This window comes from Lysinibacillus sp. UBA5990 (assembly GCF_002429815.1).
GTDB classification, from domain to species: Bacteria; Bacillota; Bacilli; order Bacillales_A; family Planococcaceae; genus Lysinibacillus; species Lysinibacillus fusiformis.
Genome location: NZ_DJAY01000015.1, coordinates 62712 through 88987 on the forward strand (window position 1 = coordinate 62712; position 26276 = coordinate 88987).

A 26276-nucleotide genomic window follows, 5' to 3' on the forward strand; every position below is an offset into this window, starting at 1 on the left:
ATAAGTAATATTTTCGATGCTTCATACATATAAATTTATGTACAAACTTATTAGTTATAGAACAAAATGGATAAAGTTTAAAAAAAAACTCCCATCCCAGTAGTAAAACTGTAGACAGGAGTTCAAGTTTTATCGACTATTAACCCAAGTTTTAACTAGATCAGCAGTGCCATATACATAGTGTTGGTCGCCTACTTCATGATACGATGCAGTTTCGTCAACTTCAGTATGCTTGTACGGAATACGTTGACGACGTTTCTCTGACATTGGATCAGGAAGTGGGATTGCTGATAATAAAGATTTAGTATACGGGTGGACAGGGTGATTGTAAATATCATCTGCTTTACCGATTTCCATTATTTTACCGCGGTACATTACAGCAATACGGTCACTGATGTATTTTACCATCGAAAGGTCATGGGCAATGAAAAGATATGTTAAGCCACGTTCCTTTTGAAGTTGTTTTAGTAAGTTAACAACCTGAGCTTGGATCGATACGTCAAGCGCAGAGATCGGCTCATCGGCAATGATAAACTTAGGATCTAAGCTTAGCGCACGGGCAATCCCAATACGTTGACGTTGACCACCAGAGAATTCATGTGCATAACGATTCGCGTGCTCTTTGTTTAAACCAACAGCTTCAAGTAGCTCTTGAATTTTTGCACGACGTTCATTTTTCTCCTTGTAAAGGCCATGGATATCAAAGGCTTCACCAATGATTTCACCGGCTGTCATACGAGGATTTAAAGAAGCGTAAGGATCTTGGAAAATCATTTGCATTTGGCGGTTAAAATTCTTTAACTCACTTTTAGATTTTTTTCCATGAACATTTTCCCCATCGAAAACAATCTCGCCACCTGTAATATCATATAATCGAATGATTGAACGACCCGTTGTTGACTTTCCACAACCCGATTCGCCTACAAGACCAAGTGTTTCACCTTCATAAACATCGAAGCTAATACCATCTACGGCTTTGATTGGATTACTTGGTGATCCAAAATGCTGCTTTAAGTTTTTAATTTCAAGAATTTTTTTAGCACCAGTTTTAGTCATTTTCTTGTGCCTCCTTTGCTAAATACCCTTCAATACGTTTAGCAACTGCTTCAGGAAGAGGAATCTTTGGTGCATCAGGATGCAATAACCACGTTTTTGCAAAATGCGTTTCACTTACTTGGAACATTGGTGGTTCTTGTTCATAATCAATGGCCATTGCGAACTCGTTACGTGCTGCAAATGCATCCCCTTTAGGTGGGTTCGTAAGATCTGGTGGTGAACCAGGGATCGTGCGTAATAACTCATCTGTATCATTATCTAGATCAGGCATAGAACCTAGTAGACCCCATGTGTATGGGTGCTTTGGATTATAGAAAATATCATTAACAGTACCATACTCTACGATTTGTCCAGCGTACATTACGGCAACACGATCGGCAATGTTCGCCACAACACCTAAATCGTGTGTAATGAAAATGATAGATGTTTTCGAGTTCTTTTGAATTTCCTTCATTAGCTCTAAAATTTGTGCTTGAATGGTTACGTCTAGGGCTGTTGTTGGCTCATCGGCAATCAGTAGTTTAGGATCTGCTGCAAGGGCGATCGCAATAACAACACGTTGACGCATACCACCAGAAAATTCATGTGGATATTGATTATAACGTTTCTCAGGGAAGGGGATACCTACCTGTGTTAAAAGCTCAATAGCACGTTTTTTTGCATCTGCTTTAGAAACTTTTCTATGTTGCAAAATTACTTCAGTTATTTGACGTCCGACCTTCATAGTTGGATTCAAACTTGTCATTGGATCTTGGAAAATCATTGCAATTTCATTTCCGCGTACTTTAGACATTTCTTTATCAGTTAACGGAACTAAATCACGGCCATTAAATAAAATTTGTCCTGACTCATAAATACCAGGTGGCTGAGGAATTAGTTTCATTAATGCATTACTCGTAACACTTTTACCCGAACCCGATTCACCAACTATAGCTAGTGTTTCACCTTCCTTTAAATCAAAGTTAACACCACGTACAGCATGAACAAGCCCTGCATAAGTTTTAAAGTTAATTTTTAAATCTTTTACTTCAAGAATTGTTTTACTCATTTCGGCCACCTCCTTATTTACGTAGTTTTGGATCTAGAGCATCACGTAAGCCGTCACCAACAGCGTTAAACGCAAAGATTGTTAGTGAGATAAATACTGCTGGGAAAATCAAGCGCCATGGTGCATTAGCTATAGCCTTATTACCGTCAGAAGCCATTGTACCCCATGAAGCAGTTGGAGCAGGAACCCCAAGACCTAGGTAACTTAGGAATGACTCAGTGAAGATAGCAGATGGAATTGTTAAAGTCATCGTTACTAAAATTGCACCAAGAGCATTTGGAACTAAGTGTTTAATAATTAAATGTCCTGTACTTGCACCTAATGTGCGAGCAGCAAGAACATATTCTTGATTTTTAATAGATAATACTTCACCACGAACGATACGTGCCATATTAATCCATCCAGTGATAGACAAGGCAATAATCATAGGGATTAAACCAGGTTGCATAACAACTAAAAGTACGATTACTACTAAAAGATAAGGTACAGCCGTTAAAACGTCAGCAATACGCATCATAATGTTATCAACACGACCGCCTGCTAAACCTGAAATACTTCCCCAAATAACACCGATAATTAAGTCAATAATCGCTGCAGCAATTCCAATAAATAGGGAAATACGAGCTCCTTCCCAAATACGAACGAAAATGTCACGGCCAAGATCATCCGTTCCAAACCAAAATTGTGCAGATGGAGGGGCATTGTAAACTCCGAGCTGATCACTTGCTTTGTATTGAGATAAAATTGGTACGAAAGTAGCCATTAAAATAACAATGATTAAAATAATTATCCCAATAATGGCCAATTTATTATGAGAGAAACGGAGAAATACTTCTTTCCAAAAGGAGACTGATTTATCAGCTAATTTTTCCGTTGCTTCATGATTGCCACCAACAATTTTAAACTTTTCTTTTTCAATTTGTTGCTGTGTCATTATTTTTTCGCTCCTTTCAGTTTAATACGCGGATCAATCACGCTATATAAAATATCAACGATTAATACCGCAAATAAAAGGATGATGGAGTAGAACACTGTCGTACCCATAATTACCGTATAGTCACGGTTTGTAATACTTTGAACGAAGTGTTTACCAAGTCCAGGAATAGCGAAAATTTGCTCTACAATGAAACTACCTGTAACAACACCAGCTGTTAAAGGACCAATGTACGTTACAACTGGTAGTAGGGCATTTCGTAATGTATGGCGGAATACGATTGTCCATTTACCAATACCTTTCGCACGAGCCATTTTTACATATTCACTATTGTTTTGTTCAAGCATACTTGAACGAGTTAGCTTTGCAATAAAGCCCATGTGTGAGAGAGCAATTGCAAAGGCTGGTAATATACTATAAACAAAGCCTTTCCATCCACTGATTGGGAACCAACCTAGCTTAAAGGCTAAGAAATACTGCATTAAACCTGCCAAGATAAATGAAGGTACTGATATACCGAGCACCGCAAAGGACGTTGCCAAATAATCCGGGAACTTATTATGATATAGCGCGGAAACTACGCCAATTAAAACACCGAATCCAATTGCTAATAGCATAGCTTCAATCCCTAATGTTAAAGAAACAGGGAAACTTTCAGAAATCATATCATTTGTAGAACGCGCTTTATATTTCATTGACTCACCGAAATTGAAAGTGGCCGTATCGATTAAATAATCTTTATATTGTATATACCAAGGGTTATTTAATCCATACGTTTCGTTTAACTTCTCCTCGATTTGAGGTGGGAAATTACGTTCACTCGCAAAAGGACTACCAGGAGCGAGACGCATTAAGAAAAACGTAACAGTTACGATGACGAAAAGCGCGAGAAGTATATACATCAGCCTTTTCAAAATATATTTAATCACATAAAACTCCTCCTTCTATTTGTCAATTGTCTGACAAATATATGCCTTCGTATTTTAAAAAGAGCTGACTCGCGCCGTAGGGGCTACGAGGCAGCTCTTCGCTGTAGAGCTAAATAAGCGAAATGTTGTTGTTTATTTCTCTACTTTAACCTCTTTAAGAGAGATGTTACCAAGGATGTCTGCCTTCATGTCTTTCACATAATCTTGTACTACAGATAGGTTCGTGTAGTAGTAAATTGGAACAACTGGGAACTCAGAAACAGCAATTGCTTCAGCTTGTTTTAAAAGCTCAAGACGTTTCGCTGGATCTGCTTCCGTATTAGATTGTTCTAATAATTTTTTGTACTCTGCATTTTCCCAACCAGTATCGTTGTTACCGTTTGCAGCAGTGTCATACATTTCTAGGAATGTATAAGCATCGTTGTAGTCACCAACCCAGCCCATACGGCCAACTTGGTAGTCTAATTGGTTAAGTTTTTCTAGGTAAACTTGCCATTCAGAGTTATCTAGACCTACAGTAATTCCAAGGTTTTTAGTCCAGTTTTCTTGTACGAATTGTGCGATAGCAGCGTGTGCTTCACTAGTGTTGTAAGAAAGGTTAATTTTGATATCTGCTGGGTTTGTAATACCAAGTTCTTTCATACCAGCTTCAAGTGCAGCTTTTGCACCTTCGATATCGTTATCTTTGTAGTAACCACGGTCTTCTTCAAAGCCGTGAACCGCAGTAGGAACCATACCTAATGCAGGTTTTTGTTCACCTTTAGTAACATTATCAATTAAAGCTTGTCGATCAACTGCTAATGCTAATGCTTTACGGATGTTAGCGTTTCCAGTGATCTTATCTTTTGTATTTAGCTTGTACCAATATACAGAAGCTTGGTCATTGATATTTAAAGATTTATCAGCTTTAAATCCATCAATAGCATCAAGTGCTACAGATTGGAATGGTGCTCCAAGGTAGTCAATTTCTCCACCTTTGAACATTGTTACTGCTGTTGCTTCAGATTCAACCATACCAATATTAACAGTGTCTAAAGCCACTTTGTCAGCATCCCAGTATTCTGGGTTTTTCTTTAATACGATTGTATCGTTGTGTCTCCACTCACCTAATGTGAATGGTCCGTTTGTTACAAAGTTTTCACCAGCATCTGTATACCACTCATCATTACCTTCAACTACTTTTTGGTTTAATGGTGCGTATGTTTTGAATGCTGTTAATTCTAAGAAGTAAGGTGTTGGGTTTTCTAAAGTTACTACTAATGTTTTATCATCTTCAGCTTTAACGCCTACGTCATCAGCAGAACCTTCACCATTGTTGTATGCTGTAGCACCTTTAATTGGGTAAAGGATTGAAGCATATTCAGAAAGATTGTCTGGGTTTAATGCCCATTTCCAAGCATATTCGAAGTCACCAGCAACTACTGGATCTCCGTTTGACCATTTAGCATCACGTAATTTGAATGTGTATGTTTTTAGATCTTCGCTAACTTCCCAGCTTTCAGCCGCAGCTGCTACTGGACGAGCATCTGCATCAAGCGATGTTAATCCTTCAAAAGTATTTGTAAGAATAACTCCAGAAGTTGTATCTGTTGCTAATGCAGGATGAAGTGATGGTGGTTCAGAAGCAACTACTACATTTAATTCGCCGCCTGAAGAAGCTGTTTCAGATGAACCAGAATCTTTTCCATCGTCTTTTGATTTTTCAGACGAATCTCCACCGAAGCCACATGCAGCAAGTACTAAAGAAAATACTGCAAGAACTGTTAGTAATAAAAACTTTTTGTTTTTATTCATGTGAATCCCCCTTATACAATTTTTAAGCCTTTTGTGAAGCTCCTATTTAATATACCAAAAAAATCATTGTGCACAAAATAAAAAAGATTCAAATTTATATAGTATTATCTGACAGTTAAGAGAATAATAAATTTTTCCGATTTACCACGCTAATGAAGTAGAGTGTATGTATGATAAAAATTTGATGTTTACCTATTCTGAATATCAAAAATAGAATAAAAATAAAAAAATGATTCACTATATAGAAAATTCCTATTTTTTCGATAATAATATCAATATTTGAAAAATGATACAAAAGTCATAGATGTAATACTTTGAGGATATTGTATAGATTTGTAGAAAATCTAAGTAAAACTCAGTTAATTAGATTCATTTGCAGGTAATTTCTTGTAATTTGTGATCTCGAAATATGAATATTTCTATCTATTAATGATATATAAGAAACTTATTTTGTAATTTTCTAGTATTACCCAATTGTGGAGTGTAAATAGAAATAATAGAGTTAATCTATGAAAAAATGTACCCATACTAAGGAAAAATTGGATTTAATGGAAGGCTGGTTATGTTAAATATATTCTACTGAAATAATTTCCATAGAATATGGTTAGATATGTATATATGCAATCACGTTAAGTTTTATTCATTAAAGATTAAGTATATAAAAACCTTGAATTCTGTACGCCCTTTGCTAATTTAATCCATTTTATTTGTAGTGTTTTTTTGAGGATGTCATTTGTCTTACTGGCGAGGATTGTTTATGCAAATAATTACTAAAAATCTGATTTTTCAATGGTTAATTTCTTTGTCAAATATCTTAATTATGGTATTATGCTTTGTCCTTCGGAAAATTACATAACATAATGAATAAAAAAATAGTGCATTCCAATAAAAAGAATGCACCATTTGTTTCATTAAAGTTTAAACTGATTAATTTGATGCTGTAAATCTAAGGACTTTTCACTTAGATGTGCGGCAACTTGATTGATTTGTTGCATCGTGATTGTTTGTTCTTTGCTAGCGGCGGCTACTATTTGTGTACTATCTGAGCTAGTTGAAGCACCGTGAGCAATTTCTGCGACAGAAGCTGCTACTTGTTCTGCGCTAGCTGAAATTTCTTCAGAAGTAGCTGATATATCTTCTATTTGATCTGTCATTGTATTGATGGCTTTCACGATTGCTTCAAATGCTTGTCCTGCATGTCCAATGATTTTGACGCCGTCTGTAACCGAATGGAGGCCATCTAAAACAGCTTTTTCTACATTTTGTGTATCTTCTTGAATCTCCTGCGTTAAGGCAACAATTTGATTAGCCGATTGTTTGGATTCCTCAGCTAACTTACGAACCTCATCCGCGACAACCGCAAATCCTTTTCCATGCTCTCCAGCTCGGGCTGCTTCAATGGCAGCGTTGAGTGCTAATAAATTAGTTTGATCCGTAATGGCTGTAATAACAGTAGTGATTTGGCTAATCTCTTCTGATTGTTTACTTAATTTTTGAACAAGATTATTAATTATTTGTGTTGAATCATGGATCACATTCATTTGTTGTTGAGCATTCTCTACGGTACTGTTCCCGTTTGTAGCTAATTCATTTGTTGTTACAGCACTGTGATGAAGTTGTTGCGTTGCTTCTGCTATACGTTGAACACCTACGGCTGTTTCATCCATTGCATGAGCACTTTCATTGGCAGCAACTGTGGCCGCTTTAGCAACATTGGCTGTTTCATTAATACGCACCGTTATTTCATCTGCGGAGGAAGTAATTTCCTCGGTAGAAGCCGAAAGTTCTTCTACTGATGCTGTTAAATGCTCAGCATTGTCTTGAATATGGGTTAGTAAGTCTTTTAGATTGCCTTTCATGGAATTAAAGGCCGTTGAAAGTTGACCAATTTCATCTTTAGAATGGTGAGTGATATCTTGATGGAATAATTCTCCGTTTGCAATTTGGTTTGCCGAATGGACTACCGATTTTAAAGGGCGAGAAATAGTTCGCTGTATATAAACCATCAGAATAATGCCAAGTACAACACCAATAATGATGGCAATAATTGAAATGATTTGAGAGTTGAACACGGCTTGTTTAGATTCTTGTGTAACCGTTTCAAGTTGTCCCTTTTGATAGTTCGCAATTTTATTAGATATATCTTGGATGCCTTTATTAGCTTGCTGTACTTCACCATTAACCTTTTGCAAAGCTCCTTCTAGGTCGCCAGCTTCAAAAAGTGCGAGTGCCTCAGTAGCTGATTGATTAAAAGTATCATTAAACGTATTTAATTCGTTTGCATATGTATCCATTTCAGAGGAATGTGATTTTTCTTTGATTTCAGCTACTAGCTTATCGAGTAAATTTGCATGTTCTTTAAAACTTTCTTTATTCGCAGGATTGTCTTCGATAATAATGGCACGGATAAATAGACCTTGCATGGCCATTTCAAATTGAATATCATCTGCTAATTCCACAAGGGCTACGTGAACTTCTAATGCATTTTCAATCTTTTTTTCTATGTTTGAAAATAGCATAAACATAATCATTAATGAAATGATTAACGTGAGAATAATGGTAAAGAAACCGAAACTTAATTTTTTGCCTACAGACATATTGATACGCCCTTTCCAAAATGCTATTCAATCTTTTATATTTTGATTTTGCTTTGCTAAAAGGTAGAAGTCAATAACTGTAGTAAGAAACAGTTCAGATGATTCATATGTTTTTTTATTGTTATTATAATAAGGAAGATTGTCTGTAAGAATCAATCAAGATATGGCTGTTTTCATTGTTTTATAGTACGGATTACGTGCTCATCATTAAAAAAAAGAAAAAACCGAGAAAAATTATCTCGGTCTCTATCTTTACGACTGCTTTTTTAATTGTAATATGAGTGCCTCATCTGGATCGATATACAAAGTTTTTTGTTCGAAGTAAATCACAAAACCGGGTTTTGCCCCATTTGGTTTCTTGACCTGACGAATGTCTGTATAATCGACTGGAACAGAAGAAGACTCTCTTGCCTTTGAAAAATAAGCAGCTAATGTGGCTGCTTCACGTAGAGTTGTTTCATCGGGTTCACTAGAATGGATGACAACATGAGAGCCTGGGATATCCTTCGTGTGTAACCAGATATCTGTGCGTTTTGCAATTTTAAATGTCAACATATCATTTTGCTTGTTGTTCTTGCCGACAGAGATGGCAATACCTGTGGAAGAAATATAGCGTTCGGGTTCAGGTTTCACAGGCTTTTTCTTTTTCTTAGAATGGCGTAGCTTTAAGTAGCCCTGTTCGGCTAGTTCTTCGCGAATTTCTTCAATATCCCCTGGTGATGCTTGTTGCACTTGTTGTGCCAGCATTTCAAAGTAAGTAATTTCTTCTTTTGTTTTTTCAAGTTGTTGTTGCACCATAATTAATGCATTTTTGGCCTTGGTATACTTCGTATAATAGGCTTGAGCATTTTCTGTAGGTGTTTTACGTTCACTGACGGGGATTGTAATCTCTTCGCTATTTTCGCTGTAGTAATTGATGACCGTTACTTCCTTGACGCCCTTTTCAAAGGAGTAGATATTAGCCATTAACAGTTCACCATATAACTGAAATTGATCGAGCTTTGAGGCGCGCTCAAAGTCCTTTGTTAGCTTTTTCGTTTTTAAAGCAAGTTTATCAATTTCATTTTGTAGCCATCTTTCTAAATCACCTGCTTGCTGCTTGACACGGTCCCGCTCCGCACGTGCAAAGAATACTCGATCAAGAAGTTCGTGTACATTCGGATAAACTGTCATATCTCCATGTAAGTGGGTTAATTCAATTGGTGAGAAGTAAGTTTTGTGATTAGCCAATACATACATTGGGCTCGTTCCACCATTAGCAAAGCTTGCTATAAATTCTTTAAAACATTGTACTCGATTTGATGTTGATGTCATGCGGTACAATAATTCCTCTGCATGAAGAGGTGAAAATCCAGTAAATTGTGTCACAACATCTTTGGCATTTTTAGTTTCCGCAAAAAATGTTGCTAGCTCTTCATCTGTAACTAATAGAGGATTCCATTTATTTTGTGTTGGTGGGGCTAAGTAAGGCTGACCAGGTAATACGGTACGAAAACTATTTACAGATGGTGGCAAGTGCTTTAAACTATCAACAATTTTACCTTGCTCTTTATCAATTAAAAGTAGATTACTATGTCTACCCATAATTTCAGCATGTAGTTGTCTAACAATAGGGTCGCCAATTTCATTTTTACTTTCGATTTCTACTATTATAATACGGTCAAAACCAAGCTGTTTAACGGAGGAAATAAAACCACCCTCTAAATGCTTGCGCAGCAGCATACAAAACATAGGAGGTTCTGCTGGATTTTCAATCGTTTGTTCCGTAAGATGCATTCGCGCATAAGAAGAATGAATAGAAAAAAGCAATTTATGATTTTTCCCATTTGCACGAACATGTAAAACCACCTCTTGAGCGTTAGGTTGATGTATTTTAGTAATTCGACCTGTAACAAGCTGTTGTAGGTCGGCGGTTATTGAATAAGTAAATAAGCCGTCAAATGCCATATGAATTCCTCTTTCCAATGATAACAAGCATCTTGGTACTTTCGTATTTTTTCTTGTTGCATTTGCATTTTGCTATTTCTAAGCTTCCGCAAAGCACTAATTGTATGTTTATCATAGCATTTTTTAGGCGAATATTAAAATATAGCTTCAATTGTGGTAGAATTAGCTCTTATTCGATCCAATTTTTTTTGGAGATTCGTCATATTCGATAAAGCTTATGTTATAATATTCCCAGTATGCAAAGAAAGGTGTGACGAACCTTGGTGCGTAGTATGACTGGTTTTGGCAGAGGTGTCACAACAACTAGAGACTTTCAATTAACCGTAGAAATGCGCTCGGTCAACCATCGCTTTTTAGAAATTAACGCTAAATTTCCGAAAGAATGGCTTGAAGCTGAAATTTTTGCAAAGAAATTTATTTCTCAAGCTTTGTCACGCGGCAAAATTGATGTGATGGTATATGTGAAGGATTTAGAAAATGTAGAGCAATCTATCGAGATTAATTGGTCATTAATTGAAGCGTATCGTAAGGCAAAAGAGCAATTAGCAAGTAAAGTACCACTAGAAGAAAAATGGACGATGCAGGAGCTTTTATCGTTAGAGCAAGCACTCGTACAACAAAAACCACAATTAACACCTGAGGATTTGCTTAGTGCTGTTGAACAAGCGATTTCACAGGCGATAAAACAGCTCGTACTTATGCGTGAGCGTGAGGGGCAAGAATTGCAGGAAGTTGTTGTACAATATAAGGAACAGTTAAAAGAACAAGTGAACCAAATACGTTCATGTTCATCTCTAGCTGTTGAAAAATATCGTACACGATTAGTAGAACGGATTGCAGAAGTTGCAGATGGAACTTTGTTAGATGACCGTTTACTAGCAGAAGTAGCGATTTTTGCAGAACGCGTTGACATTTCCGAGGAATTAGACAGGTTGGATAGTCATTTTAATCAATTGGAAGAAACGTTAAATGAAACGATTTCAGTCGGACGAAAATTAGACTTTTTAATGCAGGAGATTCATCGTGAAATCAATACGATTGGTTCAAAAAATCAATCTACAGAAGCAGCGGTTGCTGTTGTTCAGGCGAAAACAATTTTAGAAAAGATGCGTGAGCAAGTTCAAAATATCGAATAACTTGCACGTGTCTGTTATAAATTAAGGGAGATATAGAGAATAAATGATAAAAGAACGTGGATTATTAATTGTTCTGTCTGGCCCATCTGGTGTAGGTAAAGGGACAGTGCGAAAAGAATTATTTTCTCAGCCGAATACGAATTATGAGTATTCCATCTCGATGACGACACGAAATCCTCGCGAAGGTGAAATCGATGGTGTAGACTATTTTTTCAAGAAACGTGAAGACTTTGAAACGTTAATTGAACAGGGTGGCTTATTAGAGCATGCTGAATTTGTAGGAAACTACTATGGTACACCACTAGCCTACGTGAATGAAACACTGGATGCAGGTCGCGATGTGTTTTTAGAAATAGAAGTACAGGGTGCAGCGCAGATTCGTAAAAAAGCACCAGATGCCTTATTTATTTTCTTAGCCCCTCCAAGTTTAACTGAACTAAAAGATCGTTTAGTTGGACGTGGGACGGAAACAGAGGACATCATAGCAAAACGCATTGCTACAGCAAGTGAAGAGCTTGAAATGATGAGCTTATACGATTATGTTGTAGAGAATGATGAAGTGACAAATGCCTGTGATCGTATTAATGCGATTATTAAAGCAGAGCATTGCCGTAGAGAACGTGTTGAAAAAAGATATTTGTCAATGTTGAGAGGAGAATAAACAATGTTATACCCATCAGTAGATGCTTTAAAAAAAGAAATCGATTCAAAATATTCACTAGTGAGCCTTGCTTCAAAACGTGCTCGTCAAATGCAAGAAGAGCAAAATACAGAACGTTTACACAAGTACGTATCTCATAAATACGTAGGAAAAGCACTTGAAGAAGTAGCGGCAGGTGTACTTACGAAAGTATCACAGGATGAGTCAACTGTGTACGAAGACGAAATCTAACTTCAAGTTAGTCAGCAGTTGATTTGATTATACAGAATGCCGAGAGCTCCCAGGGAATCATCCTTTGGGAGCTTATCATTTGAAGGGAAGACACCTAGCATGAATAAAAATATTTTACTATGTGTTTCAGGCGGGATTGCCGTATATAAAGCTGTTGCTCTAGTTAGCAAGCTATCACAAGCAGGGGCGAACGTAAAAGTGATAATGACTGCCTCTGCTAGACAGTTTGTGAATCCATTAAGCTTTCAAGTGATGTCCAAAAATGATGTTTATTTTGACACGTTTGATGAAAAAGATTCAAGTGTGATTGCCCATATTGATTTAGCGGATTGGGCTGATTTGATTTTAGTGGCGCCGGCAACCGCCAATATGATTGGGAAATTGGCCAATGGAATTGCGGATGATATGGTATCAACAACCTTACTTGCTACTACTGCGCCTGTGTGGATAGCCCCAGCTATGAATGTACATATGTATGACCATCCAGCAGTAAAGCGTAACTTAGATAGATTAGCAGCAGATGGCTACCAATTTATCGAGCCTTCAGAAGGGTTTTTAGCATGTGGTTATGTTGGGAAGGGGCGCTTGGAGGAGCCTGAAAAAATAACAGCTATTGTACAGGGTTTTTTTTCGGCGACAGTGACATCAAAACCACTTACAAATAAAACGGTTGTAGTGACAGTTGGTGCCTTGCATGTACCGTTAGATGAAAAGCATATGATTAGACCACAAGCGAATGGTGTCATTGGACAGGCATTGGCTAATGAGGCGAGGACCCTAGGCGCGCATGTGATTCAAATAGAAAATAGTAGTTTGAAGGATTTTATGCAACAGCTTGAAAACTATAAAAATCAGAACCCAGAAGTTCTCTTCATTCATGCAGCTAATGTACCGACAATGGAGAAAACACCGCTTATTTCAGTAGAGGGTATCAAGGCTGTCACATTTGGACAAGAAGTGCTTGGCGAACCTATGCTTAACATTGAATCGGAGCGTTGGATTGACTTTAGTGAGGAAGCTCAAATAAATGAGCAGATCATAGCTACAACTAATCCACAGCACTTTGCCCGAACATTATGGGCTCAAATACTAAAGGGTGAGGAACAATGAGCTTATTAATAGCGGAAGTCATTGTAGACGTCTCGACCTACCATGTTGATCGTCCTTTCGATTATCAAGTACCACCTGAATGGATAAATGTAATAGAAATGGGCTGTCGTGTAAAAGTGCCATTTGGTCATAGAAATGTTTTAGGCTTTGTAGTGGGATTAAAAACTGAAACAGACGTGCCCCTCAATAAATTAAAATCAATCGCTCAAATTTTAGATATGGAGCCGGTACTAACTGATGAAATGCTACAAATGGCAAAGTGGTTGAAGAATCAAACGATTTGCTATGAAATAGATGCTTTACAAGTAATGTTACCTTCAGCATTACGTGCGAAATATGAAAAAATTATAAAGCTAACCAAAGATCAAAATATCCCGAGTGAAGTACAAGTGATTTTTGGTAAACGACAAAAAGCTAATTTTAAAGAATTTGAACGTGCAGGTTTACTGCCTTTATTAAAGCAATTAGTCGCACAAAATAAGGTGACTATTGATAATGTTGTGAAACAACAGGGTCATGTAAAAGAAATACGAATGGTGAAAATTATAGATGAGCCTAACGTTATTGAAAAAGCGTTAGAGCAATCAACTCGAGCTGTGAAACAACGTCTATTACTAGAATGGATGAGGCAGCATTTAGGTGAAGTTTTGTCACCTCAGCAAATTTGTGAGAAGGCAGGAGTCTCTTCTTCTGTTTTAGAGAGCGTTATTGACAAAGGTGCGGCACAGTTTATTCAAGAAGAAGTATACCGTGACCCATTTACGAAAGAAGTTTCACGTACGCAGGCCTTACAATTAACAGATGAACAGCAAATTGCTTTACAAGCCATTACCGTGGCTATGGAGGAGCAACAAGCGCAAACGTTTTTATTGCATGGTGTAACAGGGAGTGGCAAGACAGAGGTATATTTGCAGGCAATACAAAAAGTATTGAACGAAGGCAAAGAAGCTATTATGCTCGTACCTGAAATCTCTTTAACACCTCAAATGACAGAGCGATTCCGCAGTCGTTTTGGAGAGATGGTTGCGGTTATGCATAGCGGATTGTCTGTGGGCGAGAAGTATGATGAATGGCGCAAGATCCAACAAGGGAAAGTGAGAGTAGTCGTTGGTGCTCGTTCAGCAATATTTGCCCCCTTTACAAATATTGGCCTTATTATTTTAGATGAAGAACATGAGTCAACGTATAAGCAAGAAGACTCACCACGTTACCATGCAAGAGATGTAGCTATTTGGCGTAGTGAATATTATAATTGCCCTGTTATTTTGGGTAGTGCTACACCAGGTTTAGAATCTTTTGCAAGAGCTAAAAAGGGTGTTTATACCTTACTTTCATTAAAAATGAGAGCCTTACATCAGTCATTACCAACCGTTTTTATTTCAGATATGCGTGAGGAGCTTCGACAAGGAAATCGATCTATGTTTTCGCAATCCCTTATAGAAGCAATCCGTGTAAGATTAGAGAAAAAAGAGCAAATGGTGTTGTTTTTAAATCGTCGTGGCTACTCGTCTTTTGTCCTCTGTCGGGATTGTGGGACAGTTGTACAATGTCCCAACTGTGATATTTCTTTAACCTATCATCGTACAACTGAAAAATTGAAATGTCATTACTGTGGTTATGAGGAACATGTTCCTCAAATATGTCCACAATGTCAAAGTGATCATATTCGTTATTTTGGTACTGGTACACAAAAGGTGGAAGAGGAAATATATAAGCTGTTCCCAGAAGCAAGAGTATTACGTATGGATGTAGATACGACAAAGCATAAAGGTGCACATGAAGAAATATTAGCTACTTTTGGAGAAGGGCACGCAGATATTTTACTTGGCACGCAGATGATTGCAAAAGGGCTGGATTTTCCGAATATTACGCTTGTAGGAGTACTTAGCGCCGACACCTCCTTACATTTACCAGATTATCGTGCAGCAGAACGTACATTTCAGCTATTAACACAGGTAAGTGGGAGGGCAGGAAGACATGATAAACCCGGAGAGGTAATTATTCAGACCTATACACCTGAGCATTATGCAATTGAATTAGCTAAAACGCAGGACTATGAGCCATTTTATGAGCGAGAGATGTTTTTACGTCGTCGTTCCAGTTACCCTCCATATTATTATGTGGCACTTGTTCAGATTTCTCACGAGGATGTTATGATGGCTGCTGAATATGCAGGACGTATGGCGGATTGGCTCCGTGGAAATTTATCGAATCAAGCAGCTATTATTGGCCCAACGACTGCAAGTATTGCTCGACTCCAAAATAGATATCGTTATCAATGTTTGATAAAATATAAAATTGAACCAAATCTTATTCCGGTATTACAGCGTCTGCTCGCCATGTATCGAGCAGATTGGATCAAACAAGGAATATTAATGACGGTAGATTTAGATCCGTCTACTATATAAGAGTATAAATACAGTTTTACGAGCATATGACCATATAATAAATAAAATGGTATGGTTCTAGCTAAAAGCAGAAATGAGGACATAAAAATGGCAATAAAAAAAGTAATCGAACACCCAGCACAAGTACTTTCAACACCATGTGCAGAAGTAACAGAAATAAACGATGAACTCATTACATTACTGGATGACTTATATGACACAATGGTGGAATATGATGGTGTTGGCATTGCAGCACCACAAATTGATATAGGGTTACGAGTAGCGATTGTAGAATTGGGTGAGGAACGCGATATTTTAGAAATGGTCAATCCAACTGTTATTGAAACGGATGGTGCAGAAATAGATATTGAAGGTTGCTTGAGTTTCCCAGGATTATATGGCGAGGTAGAACGTCCTAGCTATGTAAAAATTGAAGCATGTGACCGTGAAGGACGTGTCTATGAATTAGAAGCAGGGGGCTTTGATGCTAGAGCAATTTTACATGAAATTGATCATTTAGATGGCGTGCTATTTGATTCAAAAATTAAACGTGTTATAACAGCAGAAGAACTTGAAGAAATGTACGCAGAAGAGGAGGAATAAAATGACTTCGATTATTTTTATGGGGACACCAGACTTCTCTGCACCCATTTTGCGTATGCTACATGAAGAAGGGTACGATATTAAAGCAGTGGTGACACAACCTGATCGACCTGTAGGACGTAAACGTATATTGACACCACCACCTGTTAAGGCCACAGCATTAGAGCTAGGATTACCTATTATACAACCAGAAAAGCTACGTGGATCTGAGGAGCTACAACAAATTCTTGCGTTACAGCCAGATATAGTCATTACCGCTGCATTTGGACAAATATTACCGAAAGAACTTTTGGATGCTCCTTCACTTGGCTGTATTAATGTCCATGCTTCATTATTACCAAAATATCGTGGAGGCGCTCCTATACACCAATCTATTATAGATGGTGAAAAAGAAACGGGCGTCACAATCATGTATATGGCAGAAAAGCTTGATGCAGGTGATATTATTTCACAAAGAGCTATCCCTATTGAATTAGATGATCATACGGGTAGAGTTTTTGATAAGCTAAGTATGGTTGGTCGAGATTTACTAAAGGACACACTTCCATCTATTATTAATGGAACAAATAACCGTACAGTGCAAGATGAAACGCAAGTTACCTTTGCGAGCAATATTTCGAGAGAACAGGAACGTATTGATTGGACAAATGACGCCACAACTCTTTACAATCAAGTACGCGGGCTTCATCCATGGCCTGTAGCTTATACCACTTTTGAAGATGGTAATTTCAAATTATGGTGGGCGACTATAGGCAAAAGCAAGCATGATACTATTCCTGGTACTGTTGTTGCAATTGCGAAAGACCATTTTGAAGTGGCGGCAGGCAATGGGACAACACTAGCATTATATGATGTACAACCTGCAGGTAAAAAGCGCATGACAGCTGAGGAATATTTACGTGGTACAGGTTCTAAATTACAGATTGGGGACCAATTTAAATGAGTAAAAAAAGTGTAGTTATTTGGGATGGAAATGTGCGAGACGCCGCACTATCTATTCTGTTAGCCGTCGATAAAAATCAAGCCTATAGCAATTTACTTCTCAATGAAACCATTAAACGACATAAGATAGAGGCGAAGGATCGCGCTTTATTAACAGAATTAACATATGGTACATTGCAACATAAAATGACACTTGATTATTACTTAGAGCCTTTTATCCGTGGTTCTATAGATCATTGGGTTCGTTGGTTATTACGAATATCTTTATATCAAATGCAATATTTAACGCGTATCCCAGCGCATGCTGCTGTTAATGAGGCAGTAGAAATTGCGAAGCGCCGAGGGCATCGTGGTATTGCTTCGACGGTCAATGGTATTTTAAGATCTGTCTTGCGTCAAGGTGTACCTGCTATAACTGATATAGAAAATCCAATAGAGCGTCTGGCTATTGAAACAAGTCATCCGATTTGGCTAGTACAACGTTTTGTTGATAATTACGGTCTAGAGGTAGCTACAGGAATGTTACATGAAAATAATGTACCCCCTATGCAAACTGTACGTGTCAATAGAACAAAGGTAACTGTTGAGCAAGCGATAGCGGAACTTGAAGCGGAAGGTTTAACAGCAAAGCAAAGCGACGTAATCCCAGAATGTCTACACTTAACAAATGGTCAACCTGCTCGTACCCATGCATTTAAAGAGGGGCATATTACTATTCAAGATGAGAGTTCAATGATCCCAGCCAATGTTCTAAATCCATCTCCTGGTATGCGTGTCTTGGATATGTGTGCAGCACCAGGTGGTAAAACAACGCATTTAGCTGAAATTATGAAAAATGAAGGCTCTATTTTAGCAACAGACCTTCATCCACATAAATTAGATCTAATCGACCATAATACAGAACGTCTAGGGCTAGATATTATTGAAACAGCCCCAATTGACGGTCGCAAAGCACCTGAATTTTTACAAGCAGAGTCGTATGATGCCATTTTAGTGGATGCACCATGCAGTGGACTAGGGGTTATGCGACGTAAGCCAGATATTAAATATACGAAGCGAGAAGAAGATTTAGAAAATCTTCAAACAATCCAACTAGCATTATTAGATGCAGCGACAAAAGTATTGAAGATAGAGGGTAAGCTTGTGTACAGTACGTGTACAGTCGATAAACAAGAAAATGAAGGCACAGTAAAAGCCTTTTTAGCAACGCATCCAGAAATGGAAGCGATACAACTAGAATCTTTACCAACAAAAATAGCGGAAAAGCAAGCTAATGGCATGCTTCAAGTCTTTCCACAAGACTTTGGCAGTGACGGTTTCTTCGTTGCCGCCTTTCGTAAAAAAGGAGAATCCAACTAATGGTGGATCAAAAGAAATTTAATGAACGTATCAACGATTTAGTTGAAGAGGCAGAAGAAAAGCCAGTTCGACGTGCGAAAAAGGAAAAACCAAATTTAAAGGAATCGATTTATTCATTCCAGCCACATCAATTAGAAGATTGGTTAAAGGAAAATGGAGAAAAGCCTTTCCGTGCAGCGCAGATTTTTGACTGGTTATATAATAAACGTGTTAAGACATTTGAAGAAATGTCAAACCTGTCAAAGGGACTACGGGACAAGCTAACTGCAAATTTTGCATTATCTACCCTGTCGACAATTATCAAGCAAGAGTCTAAAGATGGTACTATTAAGTTTTTATTCCAATTGCAAGATGGTTACTCTATAGAAACAGTATTAATGCGACATGAATATGGAAACTCTGTTTGTGTGACAACACAGGTGGGATGCCGTATTGGATGTACATTTTGTGCCTCAACTTTAGGTGGCTTGAAACGACATTTATTGGCTGGGGAAATTGTAGAGCAAGTTGTAAAAGTGCAGCAAACGTTGGATGAAGTAAGTGAACGAGTTTCACATATTGTTATTATGGGTATTGGAGAACCTTTCGATAATTATGATGCAATGATGAACTTCTTAAAAGTGATTAATCATGAAAAAGGATTAAATATTGGAGCGCGTCACATTACTGTATCCACATCAGGTATCGTTCCAAAAATTTATCAATTTGCTGATGAACAACTACAAATTAACTTTGCTGTATCTTTACATGCACCAAATCAAGAGGCTCGTCAAAAGCTTATGCCAATTGCCCGTGCCTATAAATTAGAAGAGTTAATGGAAGCCGTTCGTTACTATACTAAAAAGACGGGCAGACGTGTAAGTTTTGAATATGGATTAATGTCTGGCGAAAATGATTCAGTAGAAATTGCAGAAGAGCTTTCTGCTTTAATTAAAGGAATTAAATGTCACGTAAACTTAATTCCAGTTAACTACGTACCAGAACGTGACTATGTTCGTACGTCTCGTAGCCAAATTTTTGCGTTTGAAAAAACATTAAAGAAAAATGGGATAAACGTAACGATCCGCCGAGAGCAAGGTTCTGATATTGCAGCTGCGTGTGGTCAATTACGTGCGCAAGAGAGATCTGAAGAAACGAGGTGACTAGTGTTGGAATACACAGTCGAAAGTGATATTGGTTTAAAACGATCAATTAATGAAGACCGTGCTGCATTATTTAAACGTCCTGACGGGCTTGCACTAGCACTTGTGGCGGACGGCATGGGTGGTCATAATGCTGGAGATGTAGCAAGTGATATGGCAATAAAACAGATGGAGACCTTTTTTTTACAAGCAGACGCACATCATTTTGTATCAACGACATCAAAGAAAGAATGGTTATTACAAACAGTAAAGCAATTGAATAAAAATATTTATGACTATTCTTTATCACACGAAGACTGTAAAGGAATGGGCACGACGTTTATTGCAGTGTTAATAGAAGAACATCATTGTTTCATTGCACATGTTGGAGATAGTCGTGTGTATTATTTCTTTGAAGATGGTGCACAACAAATCACAAGAGATCATTCTTACGTGAATGTACTGGTTGAAAATGGAGAAATTAGTGAAGAGGAAGCATTGACGCATCCAAAGAAAAATTTCATCTTAAAAGCTGTAGGTACAGAGGAAGCAATAGAACCAGATTTTTATGAAGTAGAGTTGGCATCAAAATCGTATTTACTCATTTGTTCAGATGGATTAAGCAATAAACTAACTGTCTATGAAATGGCTTCAATCATTACGTATCCTGATCCTATATTGGAAAAAGGACGTAAACTTGTAGAATTAGCAAATGCCAGCGGGGGAGAAGATAATATCTCCCTCGTGCTACTAACTAAAAAGGATGAGGAGGTGTAAGAATGCTGGTAGGTAAAAGAATTAGTGACCGTTATAAGATTTTAGAACTCATTGGTGGCGGAGGTATGTCCAATGTTTATTTAGCTCATGATATGATATTAAATCGTGATGTGGCCATAAAAATATTACGCTATGATTTTTCCAATGAGGATGAGTTACATCGACGTTTTCAGCGTGAGGCACTGTCTGCCACAAGTCTTACACATCCTAATATTGTTAGTGTTTATGATGTAGGTGACGATGGGGATCTACACTATATTGTGATGGAATTTGTTCAAGGAAAAACGTTAAAGCAGTACATACAAGAATTTGCACCAATTTCTCCATCTAGAAGTGTGCATATTATGAAGCAATTAACGTCTGCTATTGCTAATGCCCATGAAAATCATATTATTCACCGTGATATTAAACCACAAAATATTTTGATGGATGCAGAGGGAAATGTCAAAGTAACAGATTTTGGCATTGCCATGACGTTAAGCGCTACATCCTTTACTCAAACGAATTCTGTGTTAGGGACAGTGCATTACTTATCACCAGAGCAGGCTCGGGGTGGTACGGCTACAAGTCAATCGGACATTTATGCACTGGGAATTGTATTGTATGAATTATTAACAGGTGAATTACCTTTTTCAGGGGAGTCAGCTGTTTCTATTGCTCTTAAGCATTTACAAGCGGAAACACCTTCAGTTCGTGCTTTTGATGGTACCATTCCGCAAAGCTTGGAAAATGTGGTGCTCAAGGCTACAGCAAAAGATGCATCTCATCGCTATAATACAGTGGAAGAAATGTATGATGATTTGGAAACCGTCTTATCATCTTCCCGAATAAATGAACCAAAGTTTGTTATTCCAGTGGATAATGATGCGACAAAGGCCATTCCAATTATTAAAGAGGAAGCTCTAAAGAAAGATGAAGATTTAACTAAAACAAGGGTTATTGAACCCATTGTGGAATATAAATCTCCAGCTCAACCATCACCTAAAAAAACTGTAGAAAAACCTACTCCTGTAAAAGCAAAGAAGAAAAAATGGCCTAAGATTGTGGCGGGATTATTGATAGCAGTAATTATCATCTTCTTATTCTTCATATTTGCAGCAGATTTATTTAGCCCGAAAAAAGTGGCAGTCCCAGATGTCATAAATTTGACTGTAGAGGAAGCTACAAAAAAATTAGAAGCCGAGGGATTTGTTGTTGGTGAGGAGCATCAGGAGCGAAATCATGAGGACATTGAAAAGGGTCATGTTATAGAAACGGATCCAGAGAAAAATTCGATGCGCGCGAAAGGCTCAGAGATTGACCTAATTGTTAGTTTAGGTGTGGAAACGACGACTGTTGATAATTATGTCGGACAAAATTATAGTCAAGTAGAGGCTTTAATAAAAGGAAAGTATAAAGAAGTAAGGAAAGAGGAAGTGCCTTCTCGTGAACCTGAAGGTAGAATTATTGAGCAAAGTATTCCGGCAGATACGGAAGTGGTAGCAAAAGAGGAAACGATTACCTTTAAAGTAAGTCAAGGTGTTCGTATGGTCAGAGTAGAAAATGTTGTGAACTATTCGAAAGCAGATATGGATAACTATGTGAACAGAGTAGGTCTCAGCTGGCGAGTATCTCGTGAAGAATATCATGAATCGATCCCTGCTGGTAGTGTAATTTCGCAATTGACAAAAGCAGGTACTATGGTGGAGGAAGGTTCAGCTATATCGGTTATAATTAGTAAGGGACCAGCTAAAAAGCCTGAGAAATTTCTGCTTAAGCCCATAGTCATTGAGTATAAACCTAAAGAAGAGGGTATACCTCAAAAAGTTCGCATTGAAATTCAAGATAAAAATCATACATTTTCAGAACCAGTTACGGAGCTGGAAATTTTAAATGATACGCCTTACAATATACAGCTTGTTATTGAAGAAGGCAAAGATGCGAGTTATAGAATTATCCGTGACTCAGAAATCATCTTAGAAGAAAAAGTTAATTATAACGATGTCAATTAAGGAGGAATTGGATGGCGCAAGGCCAAATAAGAAAAGCGTTAAGCGGTTATTATTATGTGTATGATGGTCATCAGCTTATTCAATGCCGAGGACGTGGGGTCTTTCGCAATCGCGGAGAATCCCCGCTTGTCGGTGATATGGTAGAATATTCATTGGAAACAGAAGGATCGGATGGCACTATTCAAAAGATTTTAGAACGTCAAAATGAATTAGTTCGACCGCCGATTGCCAATATTGATCAAGGTATCTTGGTTTTTTCTGTAAAAGAGCCTAATTTCAATACGATATTACTCGATCGCTTTTTAGTTGTTTTAGAATCATTCCATGTACACCCTATTATTTGTCTAACAAAAATGGATTTACTAGAAAATGACGAACATGAGGAATTACAGCGTTATATCGTCGATTACGAAAATATGGGCTATACCGTTCTTCAAACTTATAAAGATGAAGAAGAATTGGTGGAAAGATTACAGCCTATTTTAAAGGGGAAAACAACTGTCCTAGCAGGCCAATCTGGTGTTGGAAAATCAACATTACTCAATACATTAATTCCTGAATTGAATTTAAAAACAGGTATTATCTCACAGAGCCTAGGACGTGGAAAACATACGACGCGTCACGTTGAGCTAATAGAGGTCTGTGATGGTTTATTGGCAGATACGCCTGGATTCAGTTCGTTTGATTTTGATGAAATTGAGAAAGAAGAATTAAGCGCATGTTTTCCTGAAATGGTTAGAGTGGCCGATCATTGTAAGTTCAGAGGCTGTTTACATATGAAAGAGCCCAAATGTGCAGTCAAGGCGTCCGTAGAGACAGGGGAAATTCGTGACTACCGCTACAAGCATTATGAACAATTTATGCAAGAAATTATGGATCGAAAGCCGAGGTATTAATGATGATACAAATAGCACCATCAATTTTAGCAGCGAATTTTGCAAAATTAGGAGAAGAAGTAAGAGAAGTAGAGCAAGCCGGTGCAAAACTAATTCATATAGATGTGATGGATGGTCATTTTGTGCCGAATATTTCATTTGGCTCAATCGTATTGGATGCTATCCGTCCATTAACGGATTTACCATTAGATGTGCATTTAATGATTGAAAACCCAGATCAGTATATTGAACAGTTTGCTCAAGCTGGAGCAGACTATATTACCGTACATGTTGAAGCTTGTCGTCACTTACATCGTACAATTCAATTAATCCGTTCGTATGGTATAAAGGCGGGTGTCGTATTAAATCCACATACACCGATAGAATCTATCCAGCATGTTCTTGAAGATATCGATATGGTATTATTAATGACTGTCAATCCAGGGTTCGGCGGACAAAAATTCATTCATTCGGTTGTGCCTAAAATCGAGACTTTATCTACATTGATTAAAGAGCGTGGGTTGGACATCGCCATTGAAATTGACGGTGGCATTACAGCTGAAACGATTGTTCCATGTGCACAGGCAGGGGCGACAATTTTTGTAGCAGGATCAGCCATCTATAGTAAAGAGGATCGAACAGCTGCGCTTCAAGAAATTTTAGCGGCTGGTGAGGCAGCGATTAACGGATGACGACAGTCGTTGTTTGTGCAGGTGGTCCAAAACAAGAGCTGTGTTCATTCACATCGTTTCAACAACAACAGAATGTAGTGTTTATTGGCGCAGATCGTGGTGCTTTATATTTAATAGAGCAGGGGATTACGCCACATGCAATTGTTGGAGATTTTGATTCTTTATCAGAAGAGGAATATCAGCTAGTGATGGCGCGGACAAATGATCAACAACGTTTTCAGGAAGAGAAAAATGAAACGGATACGGATTTAGCCTTACTTAAAGCATTTACGTATGCACCACAAGAAATTATTTTGACAGGTGTTACGGGAGGGCGTCTAGATCATTATGAGGCAGCTGTTCGATCTATATATCGTTTACAAAAAGAGCATCCACACATTGTATTGAAGATTATTAATCATACAAATATGTTACAATTTTTATTGCCGGGTACACATGCTATTTATGCAGATAACCGATACCGATATTTATCTTTCTTTGCTCATGAAGAGCCGATAAAAGATGTGACATTAAGGCAAGTAAAATATGAAACAACGAAAGAAGAAATTTCTTTAGGCACATCCCGATTTACAAGTAATGAAATAATAGGAACTTCAGGGTCTATATCTTTCTCAAGAGGCATATGTTTAATGATAAGAAGCATAGATTAGCGTAAGGGGGAGAGAGTCCTGAAAGTATATACGTTCCAATTGCCGAAATTCGTTAGTAGTATCACGCGCACGTGTATTAACCTATTTAAAAAAGATAAGAAAGTAAAAAAATCCGACTAAAAGTAGTCGGATTTTTTCATTCTTTGCTATATGTAGATTTTTACTGCTGTAATCATTCTATAACCAAAGAAAAAAATCGATTTACGCTCAAAGCGAAATCGATTTTTTAGAAGCGTCGATTAAACGCGCTCGATTTTACCTGATTTTAATGCACGAGCAGAAACCCATACACGTTTTGGTTTACCGTCAACTAAGATACGAACTTTTTGAAGGTTAGCACCCCAAGTACGTTTGTTAGCGTTCATAGCGTGGGAACGGTTGTTACCAGTACGAGCTTTACGTCCAGTGATTACACATTGTTTTGGCATGTTGTATTCCCTCCTTACTGTTGATGCTGAAAGATTATTATATTTCAGTTCGGTATTTCACATACCATAATAATTTAACATACGATGGCGTTCAGTGCAATAGTTTTCACATAACCTTTCAAGAAAAAAACCTTTACAGGCAAAATTGATGAACAAAATAGATTTGCTCTATGGGAATCGGTTGTTCTAATCTTTTCCTCGATAACCAAGTTTCAGTGAGACGCGTTTACCGGTATTAACCAAACGTTCAATGAGTGTTTGAATGTGCTCTTGAGAAACATTAAAGCTGACGAAACCGATGCTTACTGCTCCTATTACTTCACCAAAACCATCTAAAACGGAAACGGCAATGGAAGAAGTACCAGCCGTTCGTTCTCCGTGACTAATCGCATAACCTTGTTGTCGAATTTGACGAAGTTGTTCCTCCAGTTCAGGCATTTCATCTTGCGTTATTAGTTGTTCTAATATTTCTTTCGATTGTGCGTCAGACATAGAGGCGAGAATGGCTTTATTGGCTGCTCCAATATGTAGCGGTATACGAATACCCAGCTGGTCATAAATACGAATTGGATTGGCAGCGCTATCTATTCTTTCAATAATAATCGTGTCTAAACCTGCTGGCTTACTTAAATAGACACTTTCCTCAACATCTCTTGCTAATCGCTCTAGCTCTGGTCGGATTTTGCTAATATAATCCATCGTATCATAGACTTGTAAACCGAGTTCCATCCAAATGGTCCCGAGCCGATAATGTTTAGTTTGTTCATCTTGCTCAATCATACCTTGATTAATCATCGCTTTTAAAATTCTATGTAAAGTACTTAGAGGTAAATCACATTTTGTTGAAAGCTCCGAAATGGACAAGCTACTGCCATTTGCTTCAGAAGCTAAAACCTTCGCAATAGTCATAGCCCGCTCTAGTAATTGCATTTGTCCTACCTCCTTTTCTCCTATTTTATTTTTATTCTCTACCTACGTCTAGTTCCAATCTTACTCAGACTATGAGTT

24 protein-coding genes are annotated in these 26276 nt (G+C 37.8%); 15 read left to right on the top strand and 9 right to left on the bottom strand.

All coding sequences use genetic code 11. The features are described 5' to 3' along the window. Positions 1-129: 129 nt before the first annotated feature. The 7 genes from B3D94_RS12805 to B3D94_RS12835 all read right to left on the bottom strand — a co-directional run bounded on the left by B3D94_RS12805 (position 130) and on the right by B3D94_RS12835 (position 10305). Entirely contained in the window at positions 130-1056 is a 927-nt protein-coding gene (locus tag B3D94_RS12805) for an ABC transporter ATP-binding protein (protein ID WP_069480304.1), read from the bottom strand. After that, positions 1049-2104 (bottom strand): ABC transporter ATP-binding protein, encoded by a 1056-nt coding sequence (locus B3D94_RS12810; protein ID WP_036123858.1) that lies wholly within the window; start codon positions 2102-2104, stop codon positions 1049-1051. The genes B3D94_RS12805 and B3D94_RS12810 overlap by 8 nt, the downstream gene beginning before the upstream one ends. A gap of 13 nt (positions 2105-2117) precedes the next feature. After that, positions 2118-3038: an ABC transporter permease gene (locus tag B3D94_RS12815; protein ID WP_291757551.1), complete on the bottom strand. Its 921-nt coding sequence runs from the start codon at positions 3036-3038 to the stop codon at positions 2118-2120. After that, positions 3038-3967 (bottom strand): ABC transporter permease, encoded by a 930-nt coding sequence (locus tag B3D94_RS12820; RefSeq protein WP_031418948.1) that lies wholly within the window; start codon positions 3965-3967, stop codon positions 3038-3040. Before B3D94_RS12820 ends, B3D94_RS12815 begins: the two co-directional genes overlap by 1 nt. Before the next feature lie 132 nt (positions 3968-4099). Further along, positions 4100-5761, bottom strand: a complete 1662-nt coding sequence (locus B3D94_RS12825) for a peptide ABC transporter substrate-binding protein (protein ID WP_291757555.1) — start codon at positions 5759-5761, stop codon at positions 4100-4102. Positions 5762-6672: 911 nt separating this feature from the next. Beyond that, complete coding sequence (locus B3D94_RS12830) at positions 6673-8358, bottom strand: methyl-accepting chemotaxis protein (RefSeq protein WP_291757557.1); 1686 nt, start codon at positions 8356-8358, stop codon at positions 6673-6675. A gap of 252 nt (positions 8359-8610) precedes the next feature. Next, positions 8611-10305: an Rqc2 family fibronectin-binding protein gene (locus B3D94_RS12835; protein ID WP_291757560.1), complete on the bottom strand. Its 1695-nt coding sequence runs from the start codon at positions 10303-10305 to the stop codon at positions 8611-8613. A gap of 260 nt (positions 10306-10565) precedes the next feature. Between B3D94_RS12835 and B3D94_RS12840 the strand changes: the two genes are divergently transcribed. The 15 genes from B3D94_RS12840 to spoVM all read left to right on the top strand — a co-directional run bounded on the left by B3D94_RS12840 (position 10566) and on the right by spoVM (position 24960). Then, entirely contained in the window at positions 10566-11441 is an 876-nt protein-coding gene (locus B3D94_RS12840) for a YicC/YloC family endoribonuclease (protein ID WP_291757562.1), read from the top strand. A gap of 43 nt (positions 11442-11484) precedes the next feature. Continuing rightward, a complete protein-coding gene (gmk, locus tag B3D94_RS12845) occupies positions 11485-12102 on the top strand; it encodes a guanylate kinase (RefSeq protein WP_008173787.1) in 618 nt (205 codons plus the stop codon). A gap of 3 nt (positions 12103-12105) precedes the next feature. Continuing rightward, positions 12106-12333 (top strand): DNA-directed RNA polymerase subunit omega, encoded by a 228-nt coding sequence (gene rpoZ / locus B3D94_RS12850; RefSeq protein ID WP_008173785.1) that lies wholly within the window; start codon positions 12106-12108, stop codon positions 12331-12333. Positions 12334-12432: 99 nt separating this feature from the next. After that, a complete protein-coding gene (gene coaBC, locus B3D94_RS12855; RefSeq protein ID WP_069480310.1) occupies positions 12433-13443 on the top strand; it encodes a bifunctional phosphopantothenoylcysteine decarboxylase/phosphopantothenate--cysteine ligase CoaBC in 1011 nt (336 codons plus the stop codon). Beyond that, positions 13440-15851 carry a primosomal protein N' gene (gene priA, locus B3D94_RS12860; RefSeq protein ID WP_069480311.1) on the top strand — a complete coding sequence of 804 codons (2412 nt, stop codon included), beginning with the start codon at positions 13440-13442 and terminating at the stop codon, positions 15849-15851. The genes coaBC and priA overlap by 4 nt, the downstream gene beginning before the upstream one ends. Before the next feature lie 87 nt (positions 15852-15938). Beyond that, entirely contained in the window at positions 15939-16433 is a 495-nt protein-coding gene (def, locus tag B3D94_RS12865) for a peptide deformylase (protein ID WP_069480312.1), read from the top strand. Between the two features lies 1 nt (position 16434). Next, positions 16435-17376 carry a methionyl-tRNA formyltransferase gene (gene fmt, locus B3D94_RS12870; protein ID WP_069480313.1) on the top strand — a complete coding sequence of 314 codons (942 nt, stop codon included), beginning with the start codon at positions 16435-16437 and terminating at the stop codon, positions 17374-17376. Beyond that, positions 17373-18734, top strand: a complete 1362-nt coding sequence (gene rsmB / locus B3D94_RS12875; protein WP_291757569.1) for a 16S rRNA (cytosine(967)-C(5))-methyltransferase RsmB — start codon at positions 17373-17375, stop codon at positions 18732-18734. The genes fmt and rsmB overlap by 4 nt, the downstream gene beginning before the upstream one ends. Then, complete coding sequence (gene rlmN / locus B3D94_RS12880; RefSeq protein WP_083244613.1) at positions 18734-19876, top strand: 23S rRNA (adenine(2503)-C(2))-methyltransferase RlmN; 1143 nt, start codon at positions 18734-18736, stop codon at positions 19874-19876. The genes rsmB and rlmN overlap by 1 nt, the downstream gene beginning before the upstream one ends. A 6-nt stretch (positions 19877-19882) precedes the next feature. Further along, complete coding sequence (locus B3D94_RS12885) at positions 19883-20632, top strand: Stp1/IreP family PP2C-type Ser/Thr phosphatase (protein ID WP_069480315.1); 750 nt, start codon at positions 19883-19885, stop codon at positions 20630-20632. A gap of 2 nt (positions 20633-20634) precedes the next feature. Beyond that, positions 20635-22623, top strand: a complete 1989-nt coding sequence (pknB, locus tag B3D94_RS12890; RefSeq protein WP_069480316.1) for a Stk1 family PASTA domain-containing Ser/Thr kinase — start codon at positions 20635-20637, stop codon at positions 22621-22623. A gap of 11 nt (positions 22624-22634) precedes the next feature. Continuing rightward, the gene (gene rsgA / locus B3D94_RS12895; RefSeq protein WP_069480317.1) at positions 22635-23519 is read left to right on the top strand and encodes a ribosome small subunit-dependent GTPase A; all 885 of its coding nucleotides are present in this window, start codon (positions 22635-22637) and stop codon (positions 23517-23519) included. 2 nt (positions 23520-23521) lie between these two features. Continuing rightward, positions 23522-24190, top strand: coding sequence for a ribulose-phosphate 3-epimerase (gene rpe, locus B3D94_RS12900; protein ID WP_291760529.1), 669 nt, complete (start codon positions 23522-23524; stop codon positions 24188-24190). Continuing rightward, positions 24187-24840 carry a thiamine diphosphokinase gene (locus B3D94_RS12905; RefSeq protein ID WP_069480319.1) on the top strand — a complete coding sequence of 218 codons (654 nt, stop codon included), beginning with the start codon at positions 24187-24189 and terminating at the stop codon, positions 24838-24840. The genes rpe and B3D94_RS12905 overlap by 4 nt, the downstream gene beginning before the upstream one ends. Positions 24841-24858: 18 nt before the next feature. Further along, positions 24859-24960, top strand: a complete 102-nt coding sequence (gene spoVM / locus B3D94_RS12910; RefSeq protein ID WP_099805045.1) for a stage V sporulation protein SpoVM — start codon at positions 24859-24861, stop codon at positions 24958-24960. 119 nt (positions 24961-25079) lie between these two features. Here the strand turns inward: spoVM and rpmB are convergent, their stop codons facing one another. Beyond that, positions 25080-25268, bottom strand: a complete 189-nt coding sequence (gene rpmB, locus B3D94_RS12915; RefSeq protein ID WP_004227417.1) for a 50S ribosomal protein L28 — start codon at positions 25266-25268, stop codon at positions 25080-25082. 186 nt (positions 25269-25454) lie between these two features. Further along, the gene (locus B3D94_RS12920) at positions 25455-26198 is read right to left on the bottom strand and encodes an IclR family transcriptional regulator (RefSeq protein WP_069480320.1); all 744 of its coding nucleotides are present in this window, start codon (positions 26196-26198) and stop codon (positions 25455-25457) included. Between the last annotated feature and the right edge of the window lie 78 nt (positions 26199-26276).

Coding starts and splice junctions, on each gene's coding strand:
- rpoZ (WP_008173785.1), top strand. CDS start 12,106: ATGTTATACCCATCAGTAGATGCTTTAAAAAAAGAAATCGATTCAAAA.
- B3D94_RS12815 (WP_291757551.1), bottom strand. CDS start 3,038: ATGACACAGCAACAAATTGAAAAAGAAAAGTTTAAAATTGTTGGTGGC.
- rsmB (WP_291757569.1), top strand. CDS start 17,373: ATGAGTAAAAAAAGTGTAGTTATTTGGGATGGAAATGTGCGAGACGCC.
- fmt (WP_069480313.1), top strand. CDS start 16,435: ATGACTTCGATTATTTTTATGGGGACACCAGACTTCTCTGCACCCATT.
- rlmN (WP_083244613.1), top strand. CDS start 18,734: ATGGTGGATCAAAAGAAATTTAATGAACGTATCAACGATTTAGTTGAA.
- B3D94_RS12805 (WP_069480304.1), bottom strand. CDS start 1,056: ATGACTAAAACTGGTGCTAAAAAAATTCTTGAAATTAAAAACTTAAAG.
- rsgA (WP_069480317.1), top strand. CDS start 22,635: ATGGCGCAAGGCCAAATAAGAAAAGCGTTAAGCGGTTATTATTATGTG.
- rpmB (WP_004227417.1), bottom strand. CDS start 25,268: ATGCCAAAACAATGTGTAATCACTGGACGTAAAGCTCGTACTGGTAAC.
- gmk (WP_008173787.1), top strand. CDS start 11,485: ATGATAAAAGAACGTGGATTATTAATTGTTCTGTCTGGCCCATCTGGT.
- rpe (WP_291760529.1), top strand. CDS start 23,522: ATGATACAAATAGCACCATCAATTTTAGCAGCGAATTTTGCAAAATTA.
- B3D94_RS12835 (WP_291757560.1), bottom strand. CDS start 10,305: ATGGCATTTGACGGCTTATTTACTTATTCAATAACCGCCGACCTACAA.
- B3D94_RS12905 (WP_069480319.1), top strand. CDS start 24,187: ATGACGACAGTCGTTGTTTGTGCAGGTGGTCCAAAACAAGAGCTGTGT.
- B3D94_RS12825 (WP_291757555.1), bottom strand. CDS start 5,761: ATGAATAAAAACAAAAAGTTTTTATTACTAACAGTTCTTGCAGTATTT.
- B3D94_RS12810 (WP_036123858.1), bottom strand. CDS start 2,104: ATGAGTAAAACAATTCTTGAAGTAAAAGATTTAAAAATTAACTTTAAA.
- priA (WP_069480311.1), top strand. CDS start 13,440: ATGAGCTTATTAATAGCGGAAGTCATTGTAGACGTCTCGACCTACCAT.
- def (WP_069480312.1), top strand. CDS start 15,939: ATGGCAATAAAAAAAGTAATCGAACACCCAGCACAAGTACTTTCAACA.
- pknB (WP_069480316.1), top strand. CDS start 20,635: ATGCTGGTAGGTAAAAGAATTAGTGACCGTTATAAGATTTTAGAACTC.
- B3D94_RS12830 (WP_291757557.1), bottom strand. CDS start 8,358: ATGTCTGTAGGCAAAAAATTAAGTTTCGGTTTCTTTACCATTATTCTC.
- B3D94_RS12920 (WP_069480320.1), bottom strand. CDS start 26,198: ATGCAATTACTAGAGCGGGCTATGACTATTGCGAAGGTTTTAGCTTCT.
- coaBC (WP_069480310.1), top strand. CDS start 12,433: ATGAATAAAAATATTTTACTATGTGTTTCAGGCGGGATTGCCGTATAT.